This is a genomic window from Rhizobium sp. RSm-3, assembly GCF_001854685.1.
Taxonomy (GTDB): Bacteria; Pseudomonadota; Alphaproteobacteria; order Rhizobiales; family Rhizobiaceae; genus Rhizobium; species Rhizobium ecuadorense.
On record NZ_MAWZ01000057.1, the window covers coordinates 221,933 to 239,051 of the forward strand.

16 protein-coding genes are annotated in these 17,119 nt (G+C 57.9%); 5 read left to right on the forward strand and 11 right to left on the reverse strand.

Annotation, left to right across the window (positions count from 1 at the left end; translation table 11 throughout):
• Positions 1-84: 84 nt before the first annotated feature.
• On the reverse strand, positions 85-1,008 hold the full coding sequence (locus BBJ66_RS28250) for an alpha/beta hydrolase (RefSeq protein WP_244511759.1): 924 nt from the start codon (positions 1,006-1,008) through the stop codon (positions 85-87).
• 191 nt (positions 1,009-1,199) lie between these two features.
• Here BBJ66_RS28250 and BBJ66_RS28255 point away from each other — a divergent pair, with 191 nt between their 5' ends.
• Positions 1,200-2,117, forward strand: coding sequence for a LysR family transcriptional regulator (locus tag BBJ66_RS28255; RefSeq protein WP_244511760.1), 918 nt, complete (start codon positions 1,200-1,202; stop codon positions 2,115-2,117).
• A 184-nt stretch (positions 2,118-2,301) separates the two neighbouring features.
• A complete protein-coding gene (locus BBJ66_RS28260) occupies positions 2,302-2,925 on the forward strand; it encodes an outer membrane protein (RefSeq protein WP_071091718.1) in 624 nt (207 codons plus the stop codon).
• 214 nt (positions 2,926-3,139) lie between these two features.
• Here BBJ66_RS28260 and BBJ66_RS28265 read toward each other — a convergent pair whose 3' ends face one another.
• Together BBJ66_RS28265 and BBJ66_RS28270 are read right to left on the reverse strand one after the other, a co-directional pair.
• Positions 3,140-4,150, reverse strand: a complete 1,011-nt coding sequence (locus tag BBJ66_RS28265) for a helix-turn-helix domain-containing protein (protein WP_071091721.1) — start codon at positions 4,148-4,150, stop codon at positions 3,140-3,142.
• A gap of 87 nt (positions 4,151-4,237) precedes the next feature.
• Positions 4,238-4,825, reverse strand: a complete 588-nt coding sequence (locus tag BBJ66_RS28270; protein ID WP_071091724.1) for a TetR/AcrR family transcriptional regulator — start codon at positions 4,823-4,825, stop codon at positions 4,238-4,240.
• A gap of 210 nt (positions 4,826-5,035) precedes the next feature.
• Here BBJ66_RS28270 and BBJ66_RS28275 point away from each other — a divergent pair, with 210 nt between their 5' ends.
• The 3 genes from BBJ66_RS28275 (at position 5,036) to BBJ66_RS28285 (ending at position 7,375) form a co-directional block, all read left to right on the forward strand.
• Entirely contained in the window at positions 5,036-5,479 is a 444-nt protein-coding gene (locus BBJ66_RS28275) for a MarR family winged helix-turn-helix transcriptional regulator (RefSeq protein WP_071091727.1), read from the forward strand.
• 36 nt (positions 5,480-5,515) lie between these two features.
• The gene (locus BBJ66_RS28280; RefSeq protein ID WP_071091730.1) at positions 5,516-6,262 is read left to right on the forward strand and encodes an NADPH-dependent F420 reductase; all 747 of its coding nucleotides are present in this window, start codon (positions 5,516-5,518) and stop codon (positions 6,260-6,262) included.
• A 291-nt stretch (positions 6,263-6,553) separates the two neighbouring features.
• Positions 6,554-7,375, forward strand: a complete 822-nt coding sequence (locus tag BBJ66_RS28285) for an oxidoreductase (protein ID WP_049734348.1) — start codon at positions 6,554-6,556, stop codon at positions 7,373-7,375.
• Between the two features lie 314 nt (positions 7,376-7,689).
• On the opposite strand, the gene BBJ66_RS28290 is transcribed toward BBJ66_RS28285, so the two are convergent.
• From BBJ66_RS28290 to BBJ66_RS28325, 8 genes are all read right to left on the reverse strand, one after another.
• The gene (locus tag BBJ66_RS28290) at positions 7,690-9,423 is read right to left on the reverse strand and encodes a phytoene desaturase family protein (RefSeq protein WP_049732708.1); all 1,734 of its coding nucleotides are present in this window, start codon (positions 9,421-9,423) and stop codon (positions 7,690-7,692) included.
• A 105-nt stretch (positions 9,424-9,528) separates the two neighbouring features.
• Entirely contained in the window at positions 9,529-9,963 is a 435-nt protein-coding gene (locus BBJ66_RS28295) for a hypothetical protein (RefSeq protein ID WP_049732709.1), read from the reverse strand.
• Positions 9,964-10,013: 50 nt separating this feature from the next.
• Entirely contained in the window at positions 10,014-10,976 is a 963-nt protein-coding gene (locus BBJ66_RS28300; RefSeq protein ID WP_049732710.1) for a carbohydrate ABC transporter permease, read from the reverse strand.
• Positions 10,973-11,833, reverse strand: a complete 861-nt coding sequence (locus tag BBJ66_RS28305; RefSeq protein ID WP_049732711.1) for a carbohydrate ABC transporter permease — start codon at positions 11,831-11,833, stop codon at positions 10,973-10,975. Before BBJ66_RS28305 ends, BBJ66_RS28300 begins: the two co-directional genes overlap by 4 nt.
• Before the next feature lie 59 nt (positions 11,834-11,892).
• Entirely contained in the window at positions 11,893-13,347 is a 1,455-nt protein-coding gene (locus BBJ66_RS28310) for an ABC transporter substrate-binding protein (RefSeq protein WP_225881003.1), read from the reverse strand.
• Between the two features lie 58 nt (positions 13,348-13,405).
• The gene (locus BBJ66_RS28315) at positions 13,406-14,443 is read right to left on the reverse strand and encodes an ABC transporter ATP-binding protein (RefSeq protein ID WP_003594322.1); all 1,038 of its coding nucleotides are present in this window, start codon (positions 14,441-14,443) and stop codon (positions 13,406-13,408) included.
• 56 nt (positions 14,444-14,499) lie between these two features.
• Positions 14,500-15,846, reverse strand: a complete 1,347-nt coding sequence (locus tag BBJ66_RS28320; protein WP_049732714.1) for an aspartate aminotransferase family protein — start codon at positions 15,844-15,846, stop codon at positions 14,500-14,502.
• On the reverse strand, positions 15,843-16,904 hold the full coding sequence (locus tag BBJ66_RS28325; RefSeq protein ID WP_049732715.1) for a phosphotransferase: 1,062 nt from the start codon (positions 16,902-16,904) through the stop codon (positions 15,843-15,845). The genes BBJ66_RS28320 and BBJ66_RS28325 overlap by 4 nt, the downstream gene beginning before the upstream one ends.
• Positions 16,905-17,119: the final 215 nt, after the last annotated feature.

A 17,119-nucleotide genomic window follows, 5' to 3' on the forward strand; every position in this document is an offset into this window, starting at 1 on the left:
GTTAAATGATGGGGAAAGATGCTCTCTGATGTACGGCATCCTGACGTTCACGGGTTACGGCGGCGCCGGAATCGATCGCCGCCGCTACCCAAGCGTGGCACGGAAATGCGCAGCAACGCGGTCGGCGGCGTCGCCTACCGCGTCGCCCTGATCATAGAAATCGAATTGCGCACCTTCGGCCCAATGCAAGTCTTTGGGTCCAGCCAGCAGCCCGTAGACTTTTCGGGCCTGGTCTGGGAAGGCCGAACCCTCGGAGTGGATCATGAGCGTCGGCGCAGTGACGCGCGAGGCCCGTGAGACAGGATCGAAATCGATCCAGTGCTCCCAAGCCATGACAGCGAACTCGTTACGCCAGGATCGAACGCCGCCACCGCGCGTCTGGTCCATGTAATATTCGCTTGGGCTGAGATGCGCCGCTGTTTCATCGGCATTGTGGTAGGTCAGGATAGTCTTGATCTCGCCAGTTTTGTCGTAAATCTCCTGTGCGAGACGACCGTCAGCCCTCAGGCGCTCGATGATATCACGCCCGTTCATCATCGCCGTCATTAACTCTGGTTCAGCATAGTAGCCCGCCACGGCCGCCACCGCACCGACGTTGCCGTCTTCGGCTGCCGTGTAGAGAGCGGTTCCAGCAGAGGTGCAGATTCCGAGAAGGCCTGTTCCGGACACATCCGGCCGGCTTGACAGGTAACGCAGCGCTGCCGACAGGTCTTCGGCCTTGGCGGCGGGATCCTCGTATTGACGTTTGGCACCGCCGCTCTGGCCGTAGTTCCGGTAATCGATGGCCAGTGCCATCACGCCACGACGCGCCATTTCACCGCCATAGATGCCGCCCATCTGCTCTTTGACGGAGGTGAAGGACCCGCCGACGGCCACGGCCGGATAGCGTTTGGCCGGATCGTGGCCTTCGGGCAGATAGAGATGCGCCACCACATAGCTGTCGCCGCTGGCAAAGCTGACGGTCAGCGGTCTAATTTTTTCGCAATGTGCACTCAGGGTCTGAGACATGCTAACTCCAAATATGGGAAAATCCGGGCGGCAGTTCCAACCGACGGGCCGAAGGCGCGGCGGGTGATGAATGAGGCGGCCATCCATGTCTCCTCTCTGACAACGAGAGAAAGATGCGCTCCGATATGCTATTTGTTAATCGGACGATTTCTTGACTGGCTTGTAAGGTAGATTTGATAATGCGGGCAGACTTGCTGGACGGCATCCTGGCGTTCACCAAAGTGGCGGAGAAGCGGAGCTTCACGGCTGCCGCATTGGAACTGGGCGTCACGCCGGCTGCGATAAGCTGGACCATCAAGCAGTTGGAGGGGCGTGTCGGCGCGCCGCTGCTGACCCGCACCACCCGTTCGGTCGGCCTGACCGAGGCGGGGGCGCTGTTGCTCGAACATGCGCAAGCCGGTGTCGCGCAGATCGCCGCGGGTTATGATGCAGCGCAAGCGCAGGGTGCTCGACCCGCCGGGCTGCTGCGGCTTAATCTTCCGACGGTGGCGCAGCCGGTCCTGGAACCGATATTGCCCGGCTTTGCCGCCGCTTGCCCGGATATCGAGCTGGAATTGACGATTGACGACCGCTTCGTCGACATCGTCGCGGAAGGATATGATGCCGGCATCCGCGTCGGCGAGACCATCGCCCAGGACATGGTGGCCGTGCGCCTGACCCAACCCTCGGCGATGACCGTGGTCGGCTCCCCCACCTATTTTTCAAGGCGCGAAAAACCCCGCTACCCCGAGCAACTGGCGGAGCACGCCTGCATCAATTTCCGGCTGGCGAGCGGCGCAATTTACCGCTGGGCCTTCGAGGAACAGCTCGATGTCGGCGGCGAACTGCGGGCCTTCGAGATCGCCGTGAAGGGGCCGTTGATCGTCAATGGCTCAGGCCCAAGCCTGTCCGCCGCCGTTTCAGGCGTCGGCCTGGCCTATAACACCGCCGATAATGTCGAGGCACTGGTCAGGCAGGGGTTGCTGGAGCAGTGTCTGGAAGATTTCATGCCGACGATGCCGGGCTTCTTCCTCTATTTCCCCAGTCAGGCGCGGGCGCTACCGAAGCTGCGAGCATTCCTGGACTTTTATGCTGGATGGAAGAAGTCGGCTCAGCTGGCTTTAGAATGATGGCTGGGCGGGATGTTGACGGAAATCATTGCATGAGCGGGCTTTGGCCAGCCCTTCGCTTTCCGGCTGCAAAACAACTTGTACTATAGCGTACAATTCCGCGAGTGTGTTTATTATCGCTACAGCTTTTTTAGGATACGCTGTTATATCCTCTGGTTGCAATGTCATGCCATGGGGTACAGAAATGAAGTTAACGATCGCCACTACCTTACTCGCACTTGTCGCTACCACTGCATTCGCGGCCGACGCCGTTCAGGACGTCCCGGCTGCGCCTGTTGCAGCTGCACCCGTTTTCACCTGGTCGGGTCCGTATGTCGGCATCGATGGCGGCGCCGCATGGCTCAACGGTGATTTCAGCGCCGGCGGCTTCAGCGATTCTGAGGATTTCAACGGCGGCGTTTTCGGCGGATTTGCCGGCTACAACTTCCAGTTCGACAGCATCGTTGTCGGTATCGAGGGCAACCTGGAATACAACTGGAATGAAAAGGAAGCGCTGGGTGCAGACATCGGAACCGATTGGGCCGGCGCTGTTCGTGGTCGCGTGGGTTACGCTTTCGACAAGGCACTCATCTTCGGCGCAGCTGGCTGGACTGCCACACGCGGTTATGTGGACGTACCGGGCTTCGACAAGGAAACGGAAACCTTCAACGGCTACACCGTCGGCGCTGGCGTCGACTTTGCCTTCACCGACAATATCTTCGTTCGTGGCGAATATCGCTACAACGACTTCGGCAAAAAAGATATTCTGGGTGTTGATGTCGACCTCGACCAGCACGAGCTCAAGGTCGGTGTCGGCGTAAAGTTCTAAGAGCCGTCGGCCAGATCAGCAGTATGAGAGCCTCGCCATTTGGCGGGGCTTTTTACGTTCCCCATTCCGCTGGGTGCAGTCGTTGGCTGCCCGCCCCGGCGTCGGCCTGGCCTAATAATGTGAGGGGCTTGTAGCGCCGGGATTGCTGGAGCCGTGCCTCGAAGAGTTTATGCGGATGATGCCGGGGCGGAGGTCTTGGGCTATCCCTGCAAAGTCAAAAGGCCGCCGTCTGCCGAGGTGAGACGACCTCCGATTTTCGCCTGCGGGTTTCCCGAGGACTTTCCCCGTAAACCGACCCGTACAGTACAGAAAAGCGGCCGGCGTGGACGAATCCCCATTTCAGACAGATATCCCTGATGCTCTGCAGGTTCGACCGATCCAGCAGGTCTTTTCTGGCGGCGCGTAACCTTAGAGTCCTCAGGTAGCTGCCCGGTGTCGCCCCTTTGAAAGTCCGGAAGCCGGTTTCCAAGGCGCGAACCGAGACGTTGGCGGATTGAGCGATCATCGCGATGGTGATCGGCTCAGCAATATTGGCGTGCATGAAATCGATAGCCCGGCGAATGTGCCGGGGAGCGGGTGTAAATGCTGCCTGCTCCAGACGCTGAGAGTAGCGATGCGGCACCGATCTGATCAGCAATTCGGCGAGCGCCTGGGGGAGGTTGGTCATCGCTATCGGCGACTGCAGTAAGATGCCGTCTCCGAGCATGCCGGAGATCATCGTCTCGACGAGGTTCTTGACGAGATGTCCTGAGGGAGTTGATCCATCAATGACGGGTGACAGGTCCAGCGATCCGACAAGCGGGGCTTCGAACAACTGCCCGAAGGTCCGGCGAATCTGCTCCCAATCGAGAAAGAGTTTTTGCGATCGATGCAGCGCTCCCCGCACGAGGAAGTGATCCGCCTCGTGGCTTTGGCCAAGCAGCATCTGGCCCGGCGACGCTGTTGTCGTGATCTGCCGTCGCGTCATGCCGGAGAAACCCTCGCGCGGCACATGAATGGTGAGCCATTCCGGCGTCTCTGCGGTGGCCGAAAGGTTCCACTCTCCATTGCATGCGAGATCGGCAACCGTCACCGCACCGTGAGACCGTGCATCCGCCGACCAACGAAAGCCTTTCGCGCTATGAACCGGCGATGCGTCGAAGTGGGCAGGTCCGAGGAACGTCTCCAACATTCCGTCGAAGTCTGCGCCGGCCCATCGTGGAGCGAGTGCGGCGTTATGGATCATGAGGGCCTCTGAATTCGCGGGTGAGGAGCGGTGAGGCCATTCGCCTGCGCTGATCCTTTTCGGCAATGACGGTGCAGAGCCGGGATCTTATTCCTCCGCTGTGTCGCCCGCGATGCGCTTGATGGCATCAGTCGCCGCTTCGAGCAGTCGTTCCGACATGCCCTGATCGGTCATGATGCGAGAGATGGTGACGGCCCCCACCATGAGGGACAGGACGACCATGGCTTTGTCATAGGGTTTCGCGCCGTCCGATGCCGGGATCAATTCGTCGAGAACCTGAAGATGCGCCTCGATGCCGTTCTGGAATGGAGCCCGCACCTCTGCACTCTGGCGCGCCGCATCGGACCCAAGTGCTGCCAAGGGGCAGCCATCACCTTTTTCTCCCTGGTGCCCGGTCGACAGATACATGCCGACAACCGCTTCAAGCGGATCGGCGCTTCCGGCGGCAACCCTCGACCACCTGCGAATGGCGCTCTCCATCGCCCGCCCGGATGCCAGCGCCACAAGGTCATCCTTCGATTCGAACTGCTTGTAGAACCCGCCTTGGGTGAGGCCGGCTCCTTTCATCAGGTCCTTCAGGCCGATGCCGTCAAAGCCATGCTCCCGGAAGAGCCGGCTTGCGACATTGATCACCGTTTCACGATTGGCCTCGGCCTGAGCGCGACTGACTCTCATTGCGATCTCCAATTGGATGCCAATTGAAATCTATATCACAATTAGAGTTTGTCTGCAATCTAATTGAATGGCGCGTCCGTTCATACGTTACTCACATGAACTGCTAGACACCCCTGAATGCGAGAGGCACCAAATTCAACGCTGCCGACCTTGATCTCTCTGACAAAGCCATTATCTAGTGCGCTAGATAAAAGCACACTAGATGAAGCCATGTCAAACAACGAGATCGCATCCCGCCGGGCGGTGGGCACCCAACTTTCGTTTGCGCTCTATGGCGCAGCCAATCGGATGGCGCGCCTTCACAAGCCATTTTTGCAGCCGCTCGGCCTGACATTCCCGCAATATCTGGTGATGCTTGAACTTTATGGCGGAACGCCCCGCGCCGTTGGAGAGCTGGGTTTAAAGCTCGATATGGACACCGGAACGATCACGCCGCTGCTGAAGCGCCTGGAATCGGCCGGCATGGTGACCCGGACGCGCGATCGCGACGACGAGCGGCGGGTGCTCATCCATCTGACCGAAGCGGGTGAATCCCTGCGCGAGGCGCTTTGGGCCGTCACCGACAAGATCAAAACCGCCTGCCAGCTCACGGACGAGGGGCTGGCCGATCTGCGCGATACGTTACACGCATTCGCCCTTCCAGCCCGCGATTGAGCCGGGCTCACTTCCACATCAGAGAAAGGACATCCCATGAAGATCGGAATCATCGGTGCCGGAAATATCGGTGCGACGCTGGCGAGAAAACTCGCTGCAGGCGGCCATGCGGTCAAGCTTGCCAATTCGAAGGGTCCCGACACCATCCGCGAGCTTGCCGGCGATATCGGAGCGGCTGCCGTTTCGAAGGAAGAGGCCGTGCGGGGTGTCGACGTGGTCGTACTTTCGATCCCGTTCGCAAACTATCGCGATCTCTCTGGGCTCTTCAATGACGTGCCTGAAGAGGTCGTGGTGATCGATACGTCAAACTATTATCCGTTTCGCGACGGTGCGATCGCCGACGTCGATGGCGGCATGCCCGAAAGCGTTTGGGTCGGCAGTCAAATCGGCAGACCCGTTGTCAAGGCTTGGAACGCCGTATTGGCGGCGACGCTGGCGGCGAAGGGCCAGCCCGAGGGCGCGGATGGACGCATCGCCATTCCGGTTGCAGGCGATGTTCCGGAAGCAAAGGCGATTGCCATAGAGCTGGTCGAGGCCATCGGTTTCGATGCGCTGGATGCTGGAGGGCTGGCAGCGTCCTGGCGTCAGCAGCCCGGCACCCCCGCCTATTGCACCGAGCTTGCAGCAAATGAGCTGAAAGAGGCGCTGCAATCGGCGGATCGATCCCGCGCAGCGGATAATCGCGACGCCCTGATCCAGGAATTCTTCGCGGCAGGCACGAGCCTGACCCATGACGACATGGTCGCTCGAAACCGAGCGGGGACTGCCGCTCCGAAATCCTGAAAGCCGTGAGGCTCATGCTGCTCCCCGCCGCAACGTTGGCGGGCCTTCGAGCTCGGCGCCATGCCCCGGCGCGTTTTGGAGGCGCGATCATCGGAAAAAATCGCCGCAAAAGCAAAAAGTGCTTGATTTTATATTTCGATTGACATCTAAAGCGATTATAGATGTCGATTGAAATCTTACGTGCTTTGGTGCCAGGTTCTGAAAAGCTGTCCTTTGGCGACGGGGTTAAAAGTTCCGACCTTCTATCGAAGCACGTCATCAACCACTCGCGCCAAAAGCCAAGGAGCATGCATGTCCACAAACAGAGTTGTCGTCATCACCGGAGCATCCTCCGGAATAGGTGAAGCGTCAGCCCGCCTTCTCGTACAACACGGCTTCCAGGTCTTTGGGGGCGTACGCAACCCCGCGCGTGTCAATGCCATTCCCGGCGTGCGCTATGGAACTGTCGACGTGACCGATGACGCTTCGGTCTCCAATTTTGTTCAATGGGTTCTGTCCGAGGCAGGCAAGATCGACATCCTGGTCAACAATGCCGGCGTTTCGCTGGTCGGCCCTGTCGAGAACACGTCGACTTCCGAAGCGCACACGGTATTCGATGCCAATGTTTTCGGCCCTTTGCGCATGATCCGCGCTGCCTTGCCTTCCATGCGCGCGGCTCGCAGCGGGCTGATCATCAATATCAGCTCGGTCCTCGGCTTCCTGCCGGCACCGTTCATGGGAATATATGCCAGCAGCAAGCATGCGCTCGAAGGATTGTCGGAGTCGCTGGATCATGAGGTTCGCGAGTTCAACGTGCGCGTCGTGTTGGTTGAACCGACCTTCACCAACACCAAGCTCGATGTAAACGCGGCACAGACCGAGGCGCCCTTGGGAGTCTACGCAGCGCAGGCGGACGCGACCATCAAGGCGGTACAAGCCCAGATCAAAACCGCGCCGTCGCCTGTAAAAGTCGCGGAGAAGATATTGGCGGCAATCAACGGCCCATACAAAATGCGCCAACCGGCCGGCGGCCAGGCGACGCTTCTAAGCCGGCTGCGCAGGTTTATGCCGGCAAACGCGGTCGACAGCAGCCTGCGCAAGACGTTCGGCTTCGGAAAGCGTCCTGCGTCCTAAAGCGCGTCACGTCAAACTTGATTCATGCGACGCGCTTTAGCTCTTTGTTTTCACGCATGTCGTTGCCGCAAAACCGCGGCACACTTTCGCGCGACATGCTTTAGACTAAAGCCTCTTCTGGTCAGATTGAAGCATTCTGCCGGAGCAGATTTTCGTCAGGGTGGAGCCGACCTCCTCTCATCCTGGCGGAAAGATGCCCGCCCCACAGGCCGCATCGCTGCGCTAGAATGAGACTATCTGATCTCTGATTGAAATAGCCTTCCAGCCTCATCGGAATGCATTATCAAGCCCTGATCGTTTGACTTGCTTTTCGGCTATTTCGTCTTGTTCATACGCTCCGTTAGTTTTCGAAAAATCGAACTTCGGGCAACCGAATAACCGAACTTGCGACCAACGCTCGTGCTCATCACCAGATTTGCCAATGTCGAGCTGCGCATGACGGCATCCTCGCGGATAAGGCGCTCGTCGTAGCGCCCCTGGCTGTCAGCTATGATGCGTTTTGCAGCATTATGTCCCGGTGCACCAGAGACGCCGCCGCCAGGATGACTGCCCGAACCACAGAGATAATATCCTTCCACCGGCGTGCGATAGTGTGCGGCTTCCTCGATCGGACGTTTGTCAAAGTTATTCTCGGTGCCGACCATCGAGGAATGGAATATGTTGCCGCCGGTGATATTGTAGACCTGCTCAAGATCGCGCGGCGTGATGATATGACGCCCAAGAATTCTGCCGCGAAGATTGGGCGCGTAACGGAAGTAGACCTCGAGAACCTTGTCGGCCCATTCGTCTTTCCGACTATCCCAGTTGCCCTCTGCGAGATCAAATGGCAATTGCTGCACGCCGAGCGATATCGTGTGATGTCCGGGCGTTTCGACCAAGCCGGGATGTGTAACGGAAGGTATCAGTGCTTCGATCACGAAATCGTCCGGGAAGCTGCCCCTTTTTTGTGCCTCCCAGGCCTTTTCGTAAAGGGCTGGGCTCGCTCCCATGATGACGAGACCCTGGTGTTGCGGTCCCGTCTTGCCTGGCGCGAAACCCACATAATCGGGCAACGTGTCGACGAGAAGATGAATACGGGCCATCGAGCCACGAACGTCGATCTCCGATGCCTTCTTTTCAATCGGGGGAGACAAAACGCCTGCATCAAGAAAGCCTTCCAGCGAGCGCTTGGGATCTGCGTTGGAAATGATCAGATCTGCCTCGATCAATTCGCCAGACATCAGTTCCACACCAGCTGCCTTGCCTTCTCGAACGATTACCTTGCGAACGGGGGAGCCGGTTCTGACGGAACCGCCATGCGCTTCAAGCCCCTTGGCAAGCGCATTCGAAATCATGCCCATTCCACCTTGCGGAAGGCCGTACTGACCATAATTGCCTTCGAACTCGCCCTGAGCGTGGTAGCCGTAGACATAGGCCGTCCCGGGTGTTCGTGGGCCGCCCCAGGTCGAAACCATCCCCATGAACATCATAAAGCCGCGAAGACGGTCGCTTTCGAAATATCGCGAAAGCAAATCCTCTGCAGAAATTAGGACGAACTCGTTGAACAGTTCAGTTTCGCCGGCCTGCTCGAAAACCTCGCGAAGTTCCTCGACAGAAGGCGGATCACTCATCAAAAGCGCGCCGGTTAACTCGCCAAAACGCCTGAGTCTGGTTCCAAAGCGCATGAAATTTGCGCCGTCGCGAGTGTTGTGCTTTTCGATCGACTTCAGCGTGCGATCGATATCGCGCCAAAGCATCACATGGTCGCCATCTTCCCAGAGACCCATCTCCAGCATCTCGGGTGCGACCGAGACCAGACCGAATTTCTTCAATTCCAGGTCCTCGACGACTTCGCGTCGCAGCATCATTTGGATGTAGGAGCAGGAAGAGAACGTCCCGCCGGGGACGAGTTCCTCGCTGACGCAGGCGCCGCCAATCACGTCGCGCGCCTCGACAACAAGGACGCGGAGACCTTCTCTTGCGAGATAATTTGCACAAACAAGCCCATTGTGACCTGCGCCAATCACGATGGCGTCCGTCTTCACCCCAGTTACGGATCCGGTATTCATATCAAGCGGTTCCTTCCATAAAGGCACTCAAGCCGATCAGATTCATCCATTTCTTGGTCACTGCCGCGCAGGCACTTTGATCAAGGTGAGGCCGGCTCCCTGCTTTCAAGGCAAAAGTACACGGTAGACTTGGTGGTCGACGAAAGTGCCGTCCGGGTAACCTATAAAATTACCGGTTACGACGCCGGTCGCGCCTTCGAACTCGCCGCCGCCTTCCTTGATGTGCCAGGTGATCGAGCCGATCTCCTTTCCCTCGTCCGCCGGGAGCACCATGCCCGTTTCTGGAGTAAACACGTCAAGGTAGCTGTCGATCTCGGGGAAAAAGACCCGGCCAGCCTCTACGGTTCGGCCATTTCTTGCCATCACTACGGTCTCGAAGCGCGCCTTCCCGCAGGGATTTGAGAGCTGGCCGTCTTGACCGATACCTGCCATATCGGACGTTGCGATAACGCCGTCGGCCGCTGACGAGACGAATCCTTGTGCATGGCCAATCTGCTCTCCTTTTCCAGAAAAAACGATCAGCATCGTTTTCATGCGCATTTGATGTTTCCTTTCACAATTTGAATGTCTTGCGAGTGGGAGGCGTTCACCTAGCTCGCGTGCGGCGCGGCTCTTTGGCGCCCCGACAGATTTTCGACATATCGGTAAGCGACCAGGTAAAGCCCCGTGAGAACAGCCATCATCAGAAGAATGAGGCCACCAACAGCTGCAGCTCGATCGAAGCGATATTCCTGGAATGCCAGCTTGTAGAGATAGGTCGCAAGCACCTCCGAAGACCGCCCGGGACCGCCCTTCGTCATGATCCACGTCATGTCGAAGAACCGGAACGTCCAGAAGAAGTCGAGCAAGCAGGCCGTCAGCATCACCGGAGCGAGATGGGGAAGTGTGACAAGTCGGAATTTGTCCCAAGCGCTCCCTCCGTCGACGTCCATCGCCTCATAGAGATCGTCGGGTACGTTCTGCAGAGCAGCCAACAAGATCAGCGTCAGGAAGGGATACCAATTCCAAATACTGGCGATCGTCACAGCCGCCAGTGCCGAAGACGGTTGCCCAAGCCAGTCAAATGCCCAGCTGGCGAGGCCGATGTCGCGAAACAGGGAATTCAAGAGCCCGAATTGATCCTGATAGATCAGGATCCAAAGGATTGACACAGCCGCGGGGGGGAATAGCCAGGGAATGAACTGCAGCCCCCGCCAAAAGGACTGCATGCTTTTTGCTGAGTTCAATAGAAGCGCAAAGGTCAAGCCGATCAACAAATGCCCTATGACCGTGCCACCGGTAAAGATGAAGCTATTGAGCGTCGAGGTCCAGAACACGTCATCGTGCAGCGCCCATTTGTAGTGGGTAAAGCCGACGAAATGCTGCTCCCCGCGTCGCGTCTGAAAGAAACCCGTGTAGATGCTCGCCACCAGCGGAAATATGCCGGTTATAATCAGAAACAGGAATGTGGGACCGACAAAGAAAGCCCACTCTCGCCGGTAGGTCCTTGCGAGCTTCACGCGGTTCGCACTGACGGGAACCAGAGTTGCTTGAGACTGTTGTTCGATGATCATTTCACACCTCCCGCAACCATCCCCTTGATGAAGACACCTTGGAACAGTGCAAAAACGACAAGCAGGGGAAATGCCGACAGGAAGCTTGCAGCCATCAGCACTTCCCAGCTGATCGTATAGTGACCAATCAGGAGATTGAGTGCGACTGTAATTGGGCGCGCATCAAGCGAGGCGGTGAATGTCAGCCCGTAGAGGAATTCCTGCCACGCCATCAAGAACGCGAAGATGAACGCTGCCAGAATGCCACCCCAACTAAGCGGAAGCGTGATCCGGAAAAAGCATTCCAGAGACGTGCATCCGTCAATTCGGGCTGCCTGCTCGATGTCTTCGGGTACCCCGTCGAACATTGATTTCAAGATAAGGGTGCAGAACGGCACGGTCAGCGTGGTGTCTAGGAAAATCAGCCCGGTCCAGGTGTCAATAAGACCGCTGGATTTTAGGAACGGGAAGTAACTCAGGACCAGAATCTCAACCGGGATGACCTGGGTGAATAACAGCAGGACGATAAGGGTTCCCGATAGTCCCACTCGATAACGTGACATGCCATATGCAGCCGGCGCCGCCAAAACGATCGTGAAAAACGCCGTGAGAGCGGAGATCCCGACAGAGTTTCGGAACGGCAATACCAGTTCCTCGGTCGAGAACACCTTCAGGAGGTTCTGAAAGGTCACTCGCTCGGGAATAATCTGCTTGAAGAGCAGATCTGCCGGCGTGATCGCGATGATGATCATGTAGGCGATCGGCAGCAGCATTACACCGAGCAAAAGCCCCAGTATGATGTAGGTGTGATAGTTGCCACGTATCAGGCGGCGGACGGCGGAAGCTCTTTCCCGCGGTGCAAGGCTATCGAAGGTCATGGCGCACTCCTTTCAGATTGGTGCGCGGCCCATTGGCCGCACACTGCCTTCGCGCTTGGCTATCGGGTGTAGCGGTCTCCGAGTTCGCCGTAGCTCTCGTCCCATTGCTGGTAAAGGTCGGCCCATTGCGCGGCCACCTTGTCCATTCCCTCCTGAGCGGTCTGCTGGTTGGCAACGACGCCATGAAGTTCGGTTCGGAAAATGTCCACTGCCTGCAACAGCTGTGGCGGCATCTCGCTGTAGGTATCGTAGGCGTTGGGGCGCTGCGACTGCTCCAAGGCGACCTTCAGCGAGTCGGATGTGCCTAAGGTGCCCTTCTGGACCTCGTCCCAGATTTCCTTCCGGGTGATAAGGAAAGGCCACTTGTCAGCGATCGCCTGCTGGGTGTCATGGCCTGCGAGCACCTTGATAAACTCCCAGGCGGCTTTCTTGTTTTTCGAGTTGGCGCTGATAGCATAGGTGCTGTCACCGCCCATCAGCATCGCCCCGGTAGTCTTGCCCTTGGGCAGCGGCGAAATGGCCCATTCGAACGTTGGCTTCAACCCCTCGATCACCGCCGGGACACCATTCCAGTCCGGCATCATGGCGACACGCCCGGCTGCAAACGAACTCCTCAGCTTCTCGAAGTCGGTTGTCGTGAATGACGGCACGACGCCGTGCTTGTTCACAAGATCCACGATGAACTGAACAGTTTCGACCGCTTTTGGCTTGTTGATCTGAAAGTCTCCGCCGACACGGCCGATGCGGGTTTCATTCGCGTAGAACATCCAGGCGAGAGCAAGCCAAAGCTCAGGGCCGTTACCATCGAGACCGAGGCCATACATTTCCGGTGGCTTGTTCAATTTCTTTGCGAATTCGAGCATCTCGTCGATGGTCTCGGGAGCGCGGTCCGGAAGGCCGGCTGCCTTGAATGCCGTCCTGTTCCAGAGAAGAACGTTGGTGAGGCCGAGCGAGGGAAGGACGTAGGTCGAACCCTTGTAGCCCTTGTCTGCCCACGGCTCGTAGGCGCCAAGGATATCGTTGCCGGCCGCTTTGTCTGCATCGATCAATTCGTCGAGCGGAGCGATCCAGCCTTCCTCGACAAAGCGAGCAAGCTGTGTGGGTACCCAGAGTTCGAACGTGTCCGGCAACGCACCAGCTTGGCCCGAAAGCTCCATTTTCTTGATGTATTCGATAAAGCCGATCTCTTCGACCTGGAGATCGACATCCGGATTGGCTTTGCGATAATCATCGAAAACCTTCAGGAAAATATCCGGCATTTCGGTCGAACGCCAGTTCGAATGAGTGACGACCGTCTTGCCCTGCGCCAGCAAGCCTGACGGCAACGCGGCGGCACCGAGCGCGATCGCGCTCGATTGCAGAAGAAACCGACGCGATATATGCGGAACTGTGAAACGAGGTGTATCTGTCATGATTATTCCCCTGTCGTTTTTCGATTCTGAGTGATCGATCCGTCTTTCGCTTCTAGACGTGATGCTGTCCACGGGGACCGAATGCGTGCCCAACACCACCATAAGCCGCGCCCCAGTCGCGCGAATGAGGTACCGTTCCTAATGACCGTTCCCCGGTTGGTCAGGCTGCGGCGGCAGCACTCGACTCCAGGCGTTTTCCGGTCGACTTGTCGAACGAATGAATTTCTCGAAGTGGCACCCGAAATGCCTGCAGCTCCCCGATCACGAACTTGCCGCCCGCCATGGCGGGCACGTCGGCCACGATTTGCACGTTATCGGCCCCATCCAGCGTGCCGTAGACGAGTTGAGTGGAGCCGAGTTTCTCTACCCGCCGGACAATGATATTGACTTCCCTGGTCGCGACCTTTTCGCCAACCAGCCCAGGATGAAGAAGCTGTTCAGGACGAAAGCCTTCAAGGACATTGCCGCGCGGAACGATGTTCATGGCGGGTGAGCCGACAAAAGTTGCGACGAATGTATCGGCCGGACGATTATAGATTTCATCCGGCGTGCCCACTTGGCGCACTATGCCGTCCGACAGGACCGCGATCCGATGCCCGAGCGACATGGCTTCGACCTGGTCATGTGTCACGTAGATCGTCGTTGCCTTCGTTTCCGCCTGGAATTGCTGAATTTCCTGCCGGGCGGTTGCCCGTAGCTTCGCATCGAGGTTGGACAGCGGTTCATCCATCATGAACACGGACGGACTGCGCACCAGGGCTCGTGCCAAGGCAACGCGCTGACGCTCGCCTCCCGAAAGTTGCTTCGGTTTGCGGTCAAGATGCTGCTCGATCCTGAACATGCGAGCGGCCCAAAGTGTGCGCTCCTCGATCCGCTTGCGGTCGAGTTTCATCTTTCGCAATGGAAACTCGATGTTGGCACGAACGGTGAGATGCGGATAAAGCGCATAGGTTTGGAAAACCATTGCGACGTTTCTGTCCTTTGGTGACAGGTCCGTGACATCCTTGCCATCAATTCTAATGGCTCCAGTCGTAACGGTTTCGATGCCGGCAATCATCCGCATCAATGTCGATTTGCCACAACCCGATGGGCCCAGCAAAACAAGAAACTCGCCGTCGGCCACGTCGAGACTGATTCCCTTCACAGCGGCGTAATGGCCGAAGGACTTTGTGACGTTGCTGATTTGAACGAAGCTCATGTCATGCCCTCAAGTATCTGTTGAACGGTGAGCGCCTTTTGAAAGGCGCCCGATTGTTAGGCCGCTGCGTTCCGCCGAAATTCGGTGCTGCGAATGACGTCCTGAAATGCCTCCAGGAAGATGTCAGCATGTTCGGTCGAGAACGGCAGAGGCGGGCGGATCTTCAAAACGTTGCCCTCGATGCCGCTTGCACTGATCAGGATGTTCCTGTCGCGCAGCGCGTTTACAACGAACAGGCCGAGATCGCCGTCCGGCTCCTTGGTCTCGGGATCCTTGATAAAGTCCAGCCCCACAAAAAGACCCGCACCACGGATATCTCCTGCCGCCGCCAGGCCGGTCGTGAGTTCGCGAAGCCCCTGCTGCAGGTAATTACCGACCTTCACGGAATTCTCGGCAAGTCCCTCGTCCTCGATTACGCAAAGCGTGGCGTGAGCGGCGGCGCAGCAGACGGGGTTTCCGCCAAATGTATTGAAGTAGCGGGCGGTGGTTGCAAACTCGCCAAGAACTTCAGGCCGAGCCACCACGCCGCCGATCGGCAGCCCGTTACCCATCGGTTTACCCATCAGGACCAGGTCGGGCACGATCCCATGGCGTGCAAATCCCCACATCGGACCTGTCCGCCCGAATCCCGGCTGGACTTCATCGGCAATGAACAGGGCGCCTGCAGCATGCACAGCGTCGAGAGCAGGTTTCAGGAAGCCCGCCGGATCGGCGAAGATGCCGTCGGATGAGAAGATCATGTCTGCCACAAACGCGGCTGGCTTGAACCCGTGGCGAGACAGATCTTCGAAAGCTTCCTTGATGGAGGTGGCAAAGGTCTCGGCAACGTTCTCGTGTCCGAGGCGGTATGCATCCGGCGCCGGCACGGTCCTGACATGGGGCCAGAGCGGAACGCCACTGCCCAGAGACGGAGACATTCGCGCTATCTGCTCCGTGATGCCGTGATAGGCGTTTTCGGTCACGACAATGCCAACCCCGCCGGTGTAGGTTTTGGCGATGCGCAAGGCGAGATCGGAGGATTCGCTGCCCGTGCAGGTAAACATGGCATTCGAGAGTTCAGGCGGGAAATGTCCCAGCAGTTTTTCCGCGTAACTCAAGACGACATCGTTCAGGTAACGCGTATGGGTGTTAAGCACGGCCATCTGCCGGGAGACGGCCTCAACCACTCTAGGATGGCAGTGGCCGACAGAGGGCACATTGTTGTAGACATCCAGATAACGCTGTCCGCGGCCATCGGTGATCCATACCCCCTCGGCCGAAACGGCGTGGACCGGCGTTTCGTAAAAGAGCTTGTAGGATGGTCCAAGGACCTTCTTGCGCCGCTCGATCAGCTGCATCGTCTCAGCGTCTAGCCCGTCGACCGCATTGGGGTCGAACGCATTGATCATCAACGGCTTGGTCATGAGGAAGTCTCCTTGTCACAGGCAGCGAAGAACCGATCGACTGCCCAGTTTTTGTCGAGGTCCGTTAGGTGCGAAAGGGCGCGCCATGCGTAGCCGGTATTCTTCAGGATCTGGCTTGCACGCTCTGGAAGACGGGTTGCACGGAATTCCGTAATGGCGACCGCCATCGCGAGTCTGGTGAGAATGAGGTCAGGGAGGATCGCGATCTCATGCGGATTCAAGGTGGTGACGGAATTGTAGCCTCGCGCCACGTCGAGTGCTCCGGAAAGGCCGGACTCATCAAAACGCAACTGATAGCAGGCCGCGATAGCGACATCGTTGATCCGCTGGCTTCTCGTCACATCGCCGAAGTCGATGATGCCGGTGATCCTTGTTGGATCGGACGGATCCATCAGAAGATTGTGTCCGTTGAAGTCGTTATGGATCACTTGCGAGGGAAGATCGCTCAGCATCGAGAGGGTGCGATCCTCAAAACGCTGCAAGATCCGATGAGGCATTTGCCAACGGCCAGAGCTAATCGCTGGGAGGAGCGGTCGGACGTTCGCCGCATTTGCGAGATCCCAGACGAGGTTTCTCCGATCGGCAGGGTGTTCGAAGTGGGCAAGCGCCCTCGCCGTTCTTGCAAGTGCCTTCCCGATCTCGAATGCCTGCCGGCTGCTTTTGAGAGTGCTAACCTGCGGTATGCCGTCGAGAAAGGTCATCAGCTGGACCACACGATCCTCGCCGGCTTTCATCGTCGCCACCGCCTGCAGAGCGCCATCGGTACGGATAATTTCCGGCACCGGCAGAGCGGGATCACTTTCTGCAATGTGAACGCAAGCCCGAGCGCGCAAATCGGCCAAGGATGGCGATTCAGACGCGCCGTAGATCTTTAAGACGTAACGGCGATTATCATCGGTGGTAACCTCCAGGATCTCGTCACGCTCTGCTACCAGGCTTCTGAGGCTTCCGCGGATCCCCCAATATTGTTTGAGAGTGCGCGCGACTTCATGCGTCTCGACCTGAGAGTGGCTATCTCCACCTCCGTCAAACCTCTCGAGGAGGTCTTCTTCAGACATTGTGGGCTCCTCTGCGCTCTTACTACGGGGCGGGAGTGGTTTGTGACTGGATGAAGATCTCCAGCCCATTCCGACAATTGCACGCGGGACTGCCTGCGCACCTGCTTGTGGCCGGGACCACGGCGACCTTGAGCCGACATGGGAGACGGTTTGCATAGTCCCGTCAGCCCCGTTGAGCGGAGTGATGGTCATTGTCGCCGCCTGCCACTCATGTT

Coding starts and splice junctions, on each gene's coding strand:
- BBJ66_RS28305 (WP_049732711.1), bottom strand. CDS start 11,833: ATGACCTTCGATAGCCTTGCACCGCGGGAAAGAGCTTCCGCCGTCCGC.
- BBJ66_RS28320 (WP_049732714.1), bottom strand. CDS start 15,846: ATGACCAAGCCGTTGATGATCAATGCGTTCGACCCCAATGCGGTCGAC.
- BBJ66_RS28275 (WP_071091727.1), top strand. CDS start 5,036: ATGTCAAACAACGAGATCGCATCCCGCCGGGCGGTGGGCACCCAACTT.
- BBJ66_RS28295 (WP_049732709.1), bottom strand. CDS start 9,963: ATGCGCATGAAAACGATGCTGATCGTTTTTTCTGGAAAAGGAGAGCAG.
- BBJ66_RS28280 (WP_071091730.1), top strand. CDS start 5,516: ATGAAGATCGGAATCATCGGTGCCGGAAATATCGGTGCGACGCTGGCG.
- BBJ66_RS28315 (WP_003594322.1), bottom strand. CDS start 14,443: ATGAGCTTCGTTCAAATCAGCAACGTCACAAAGTCCTTCGGCCATTAC.
- BBJ66_RS28310 (WP_225881003.1), bottom strand. CDS start 13,347: ATGGTGGTGTTGGGCACGCATTCGGTCCCCGTGGACAGCATCACGTCT.
- BBJ66_RS28270 (WP_071091724.1), bottom strand. CDS start 4,825: ATGAGAGTCAGTCGCGCTCAGGCCGAGGCCAATCGTGAAACGGTGATC.
- BBJ66_RS28290 (WP_049732708.1), bottom strand. CDS start 9,423: ATGAATACCGGATCCGTAACTGGGGTGAAGACGGACGCCATCGTGATT.
- BBJ66_RS28325 (WP_049732715.1), bottom strand. CDS start 16,904: ATGTCTGAAGAAGACCTCCTCGAGAGGTTTGACGGAGGTGGAGATAGC.
- BBJ66_RS28250 (WP_244511759.1), bottom strand. CDS start 1,008: ATGTCTCAGACCCTGAGTGCACATTGCGAAAAAATTAGACCGCTGACC.
- BBJ66_RS28265 (WP_071091721.1), bottom strand. CDS start 4,150: ATGATCCATAACGCCGCACTCGCTCCACGATGGGCCGGCGCAGACTTC.
- BBJ66_RS28300 (WP_049732710.1), bottom strand. CDS start 10,976: ATGATCATCGAACAACAGTCTCAAGCAACTCTGGTTCCCGTCAGTGCG.
- BBJ66_RS28285 (WP_049734348.1), top strand. CDS start 6,554: ATGTCCACAAACAGAGTTGTCGTCATCACCGGAGCATCCTCCGGAATA.
- BBJ66_RS28260 (WP_071091718.1), top strand. CDS start 2,302: ATGAAGTTAACGATCGCCACTACCTTACTCGCACTTGTCGCTACCACT.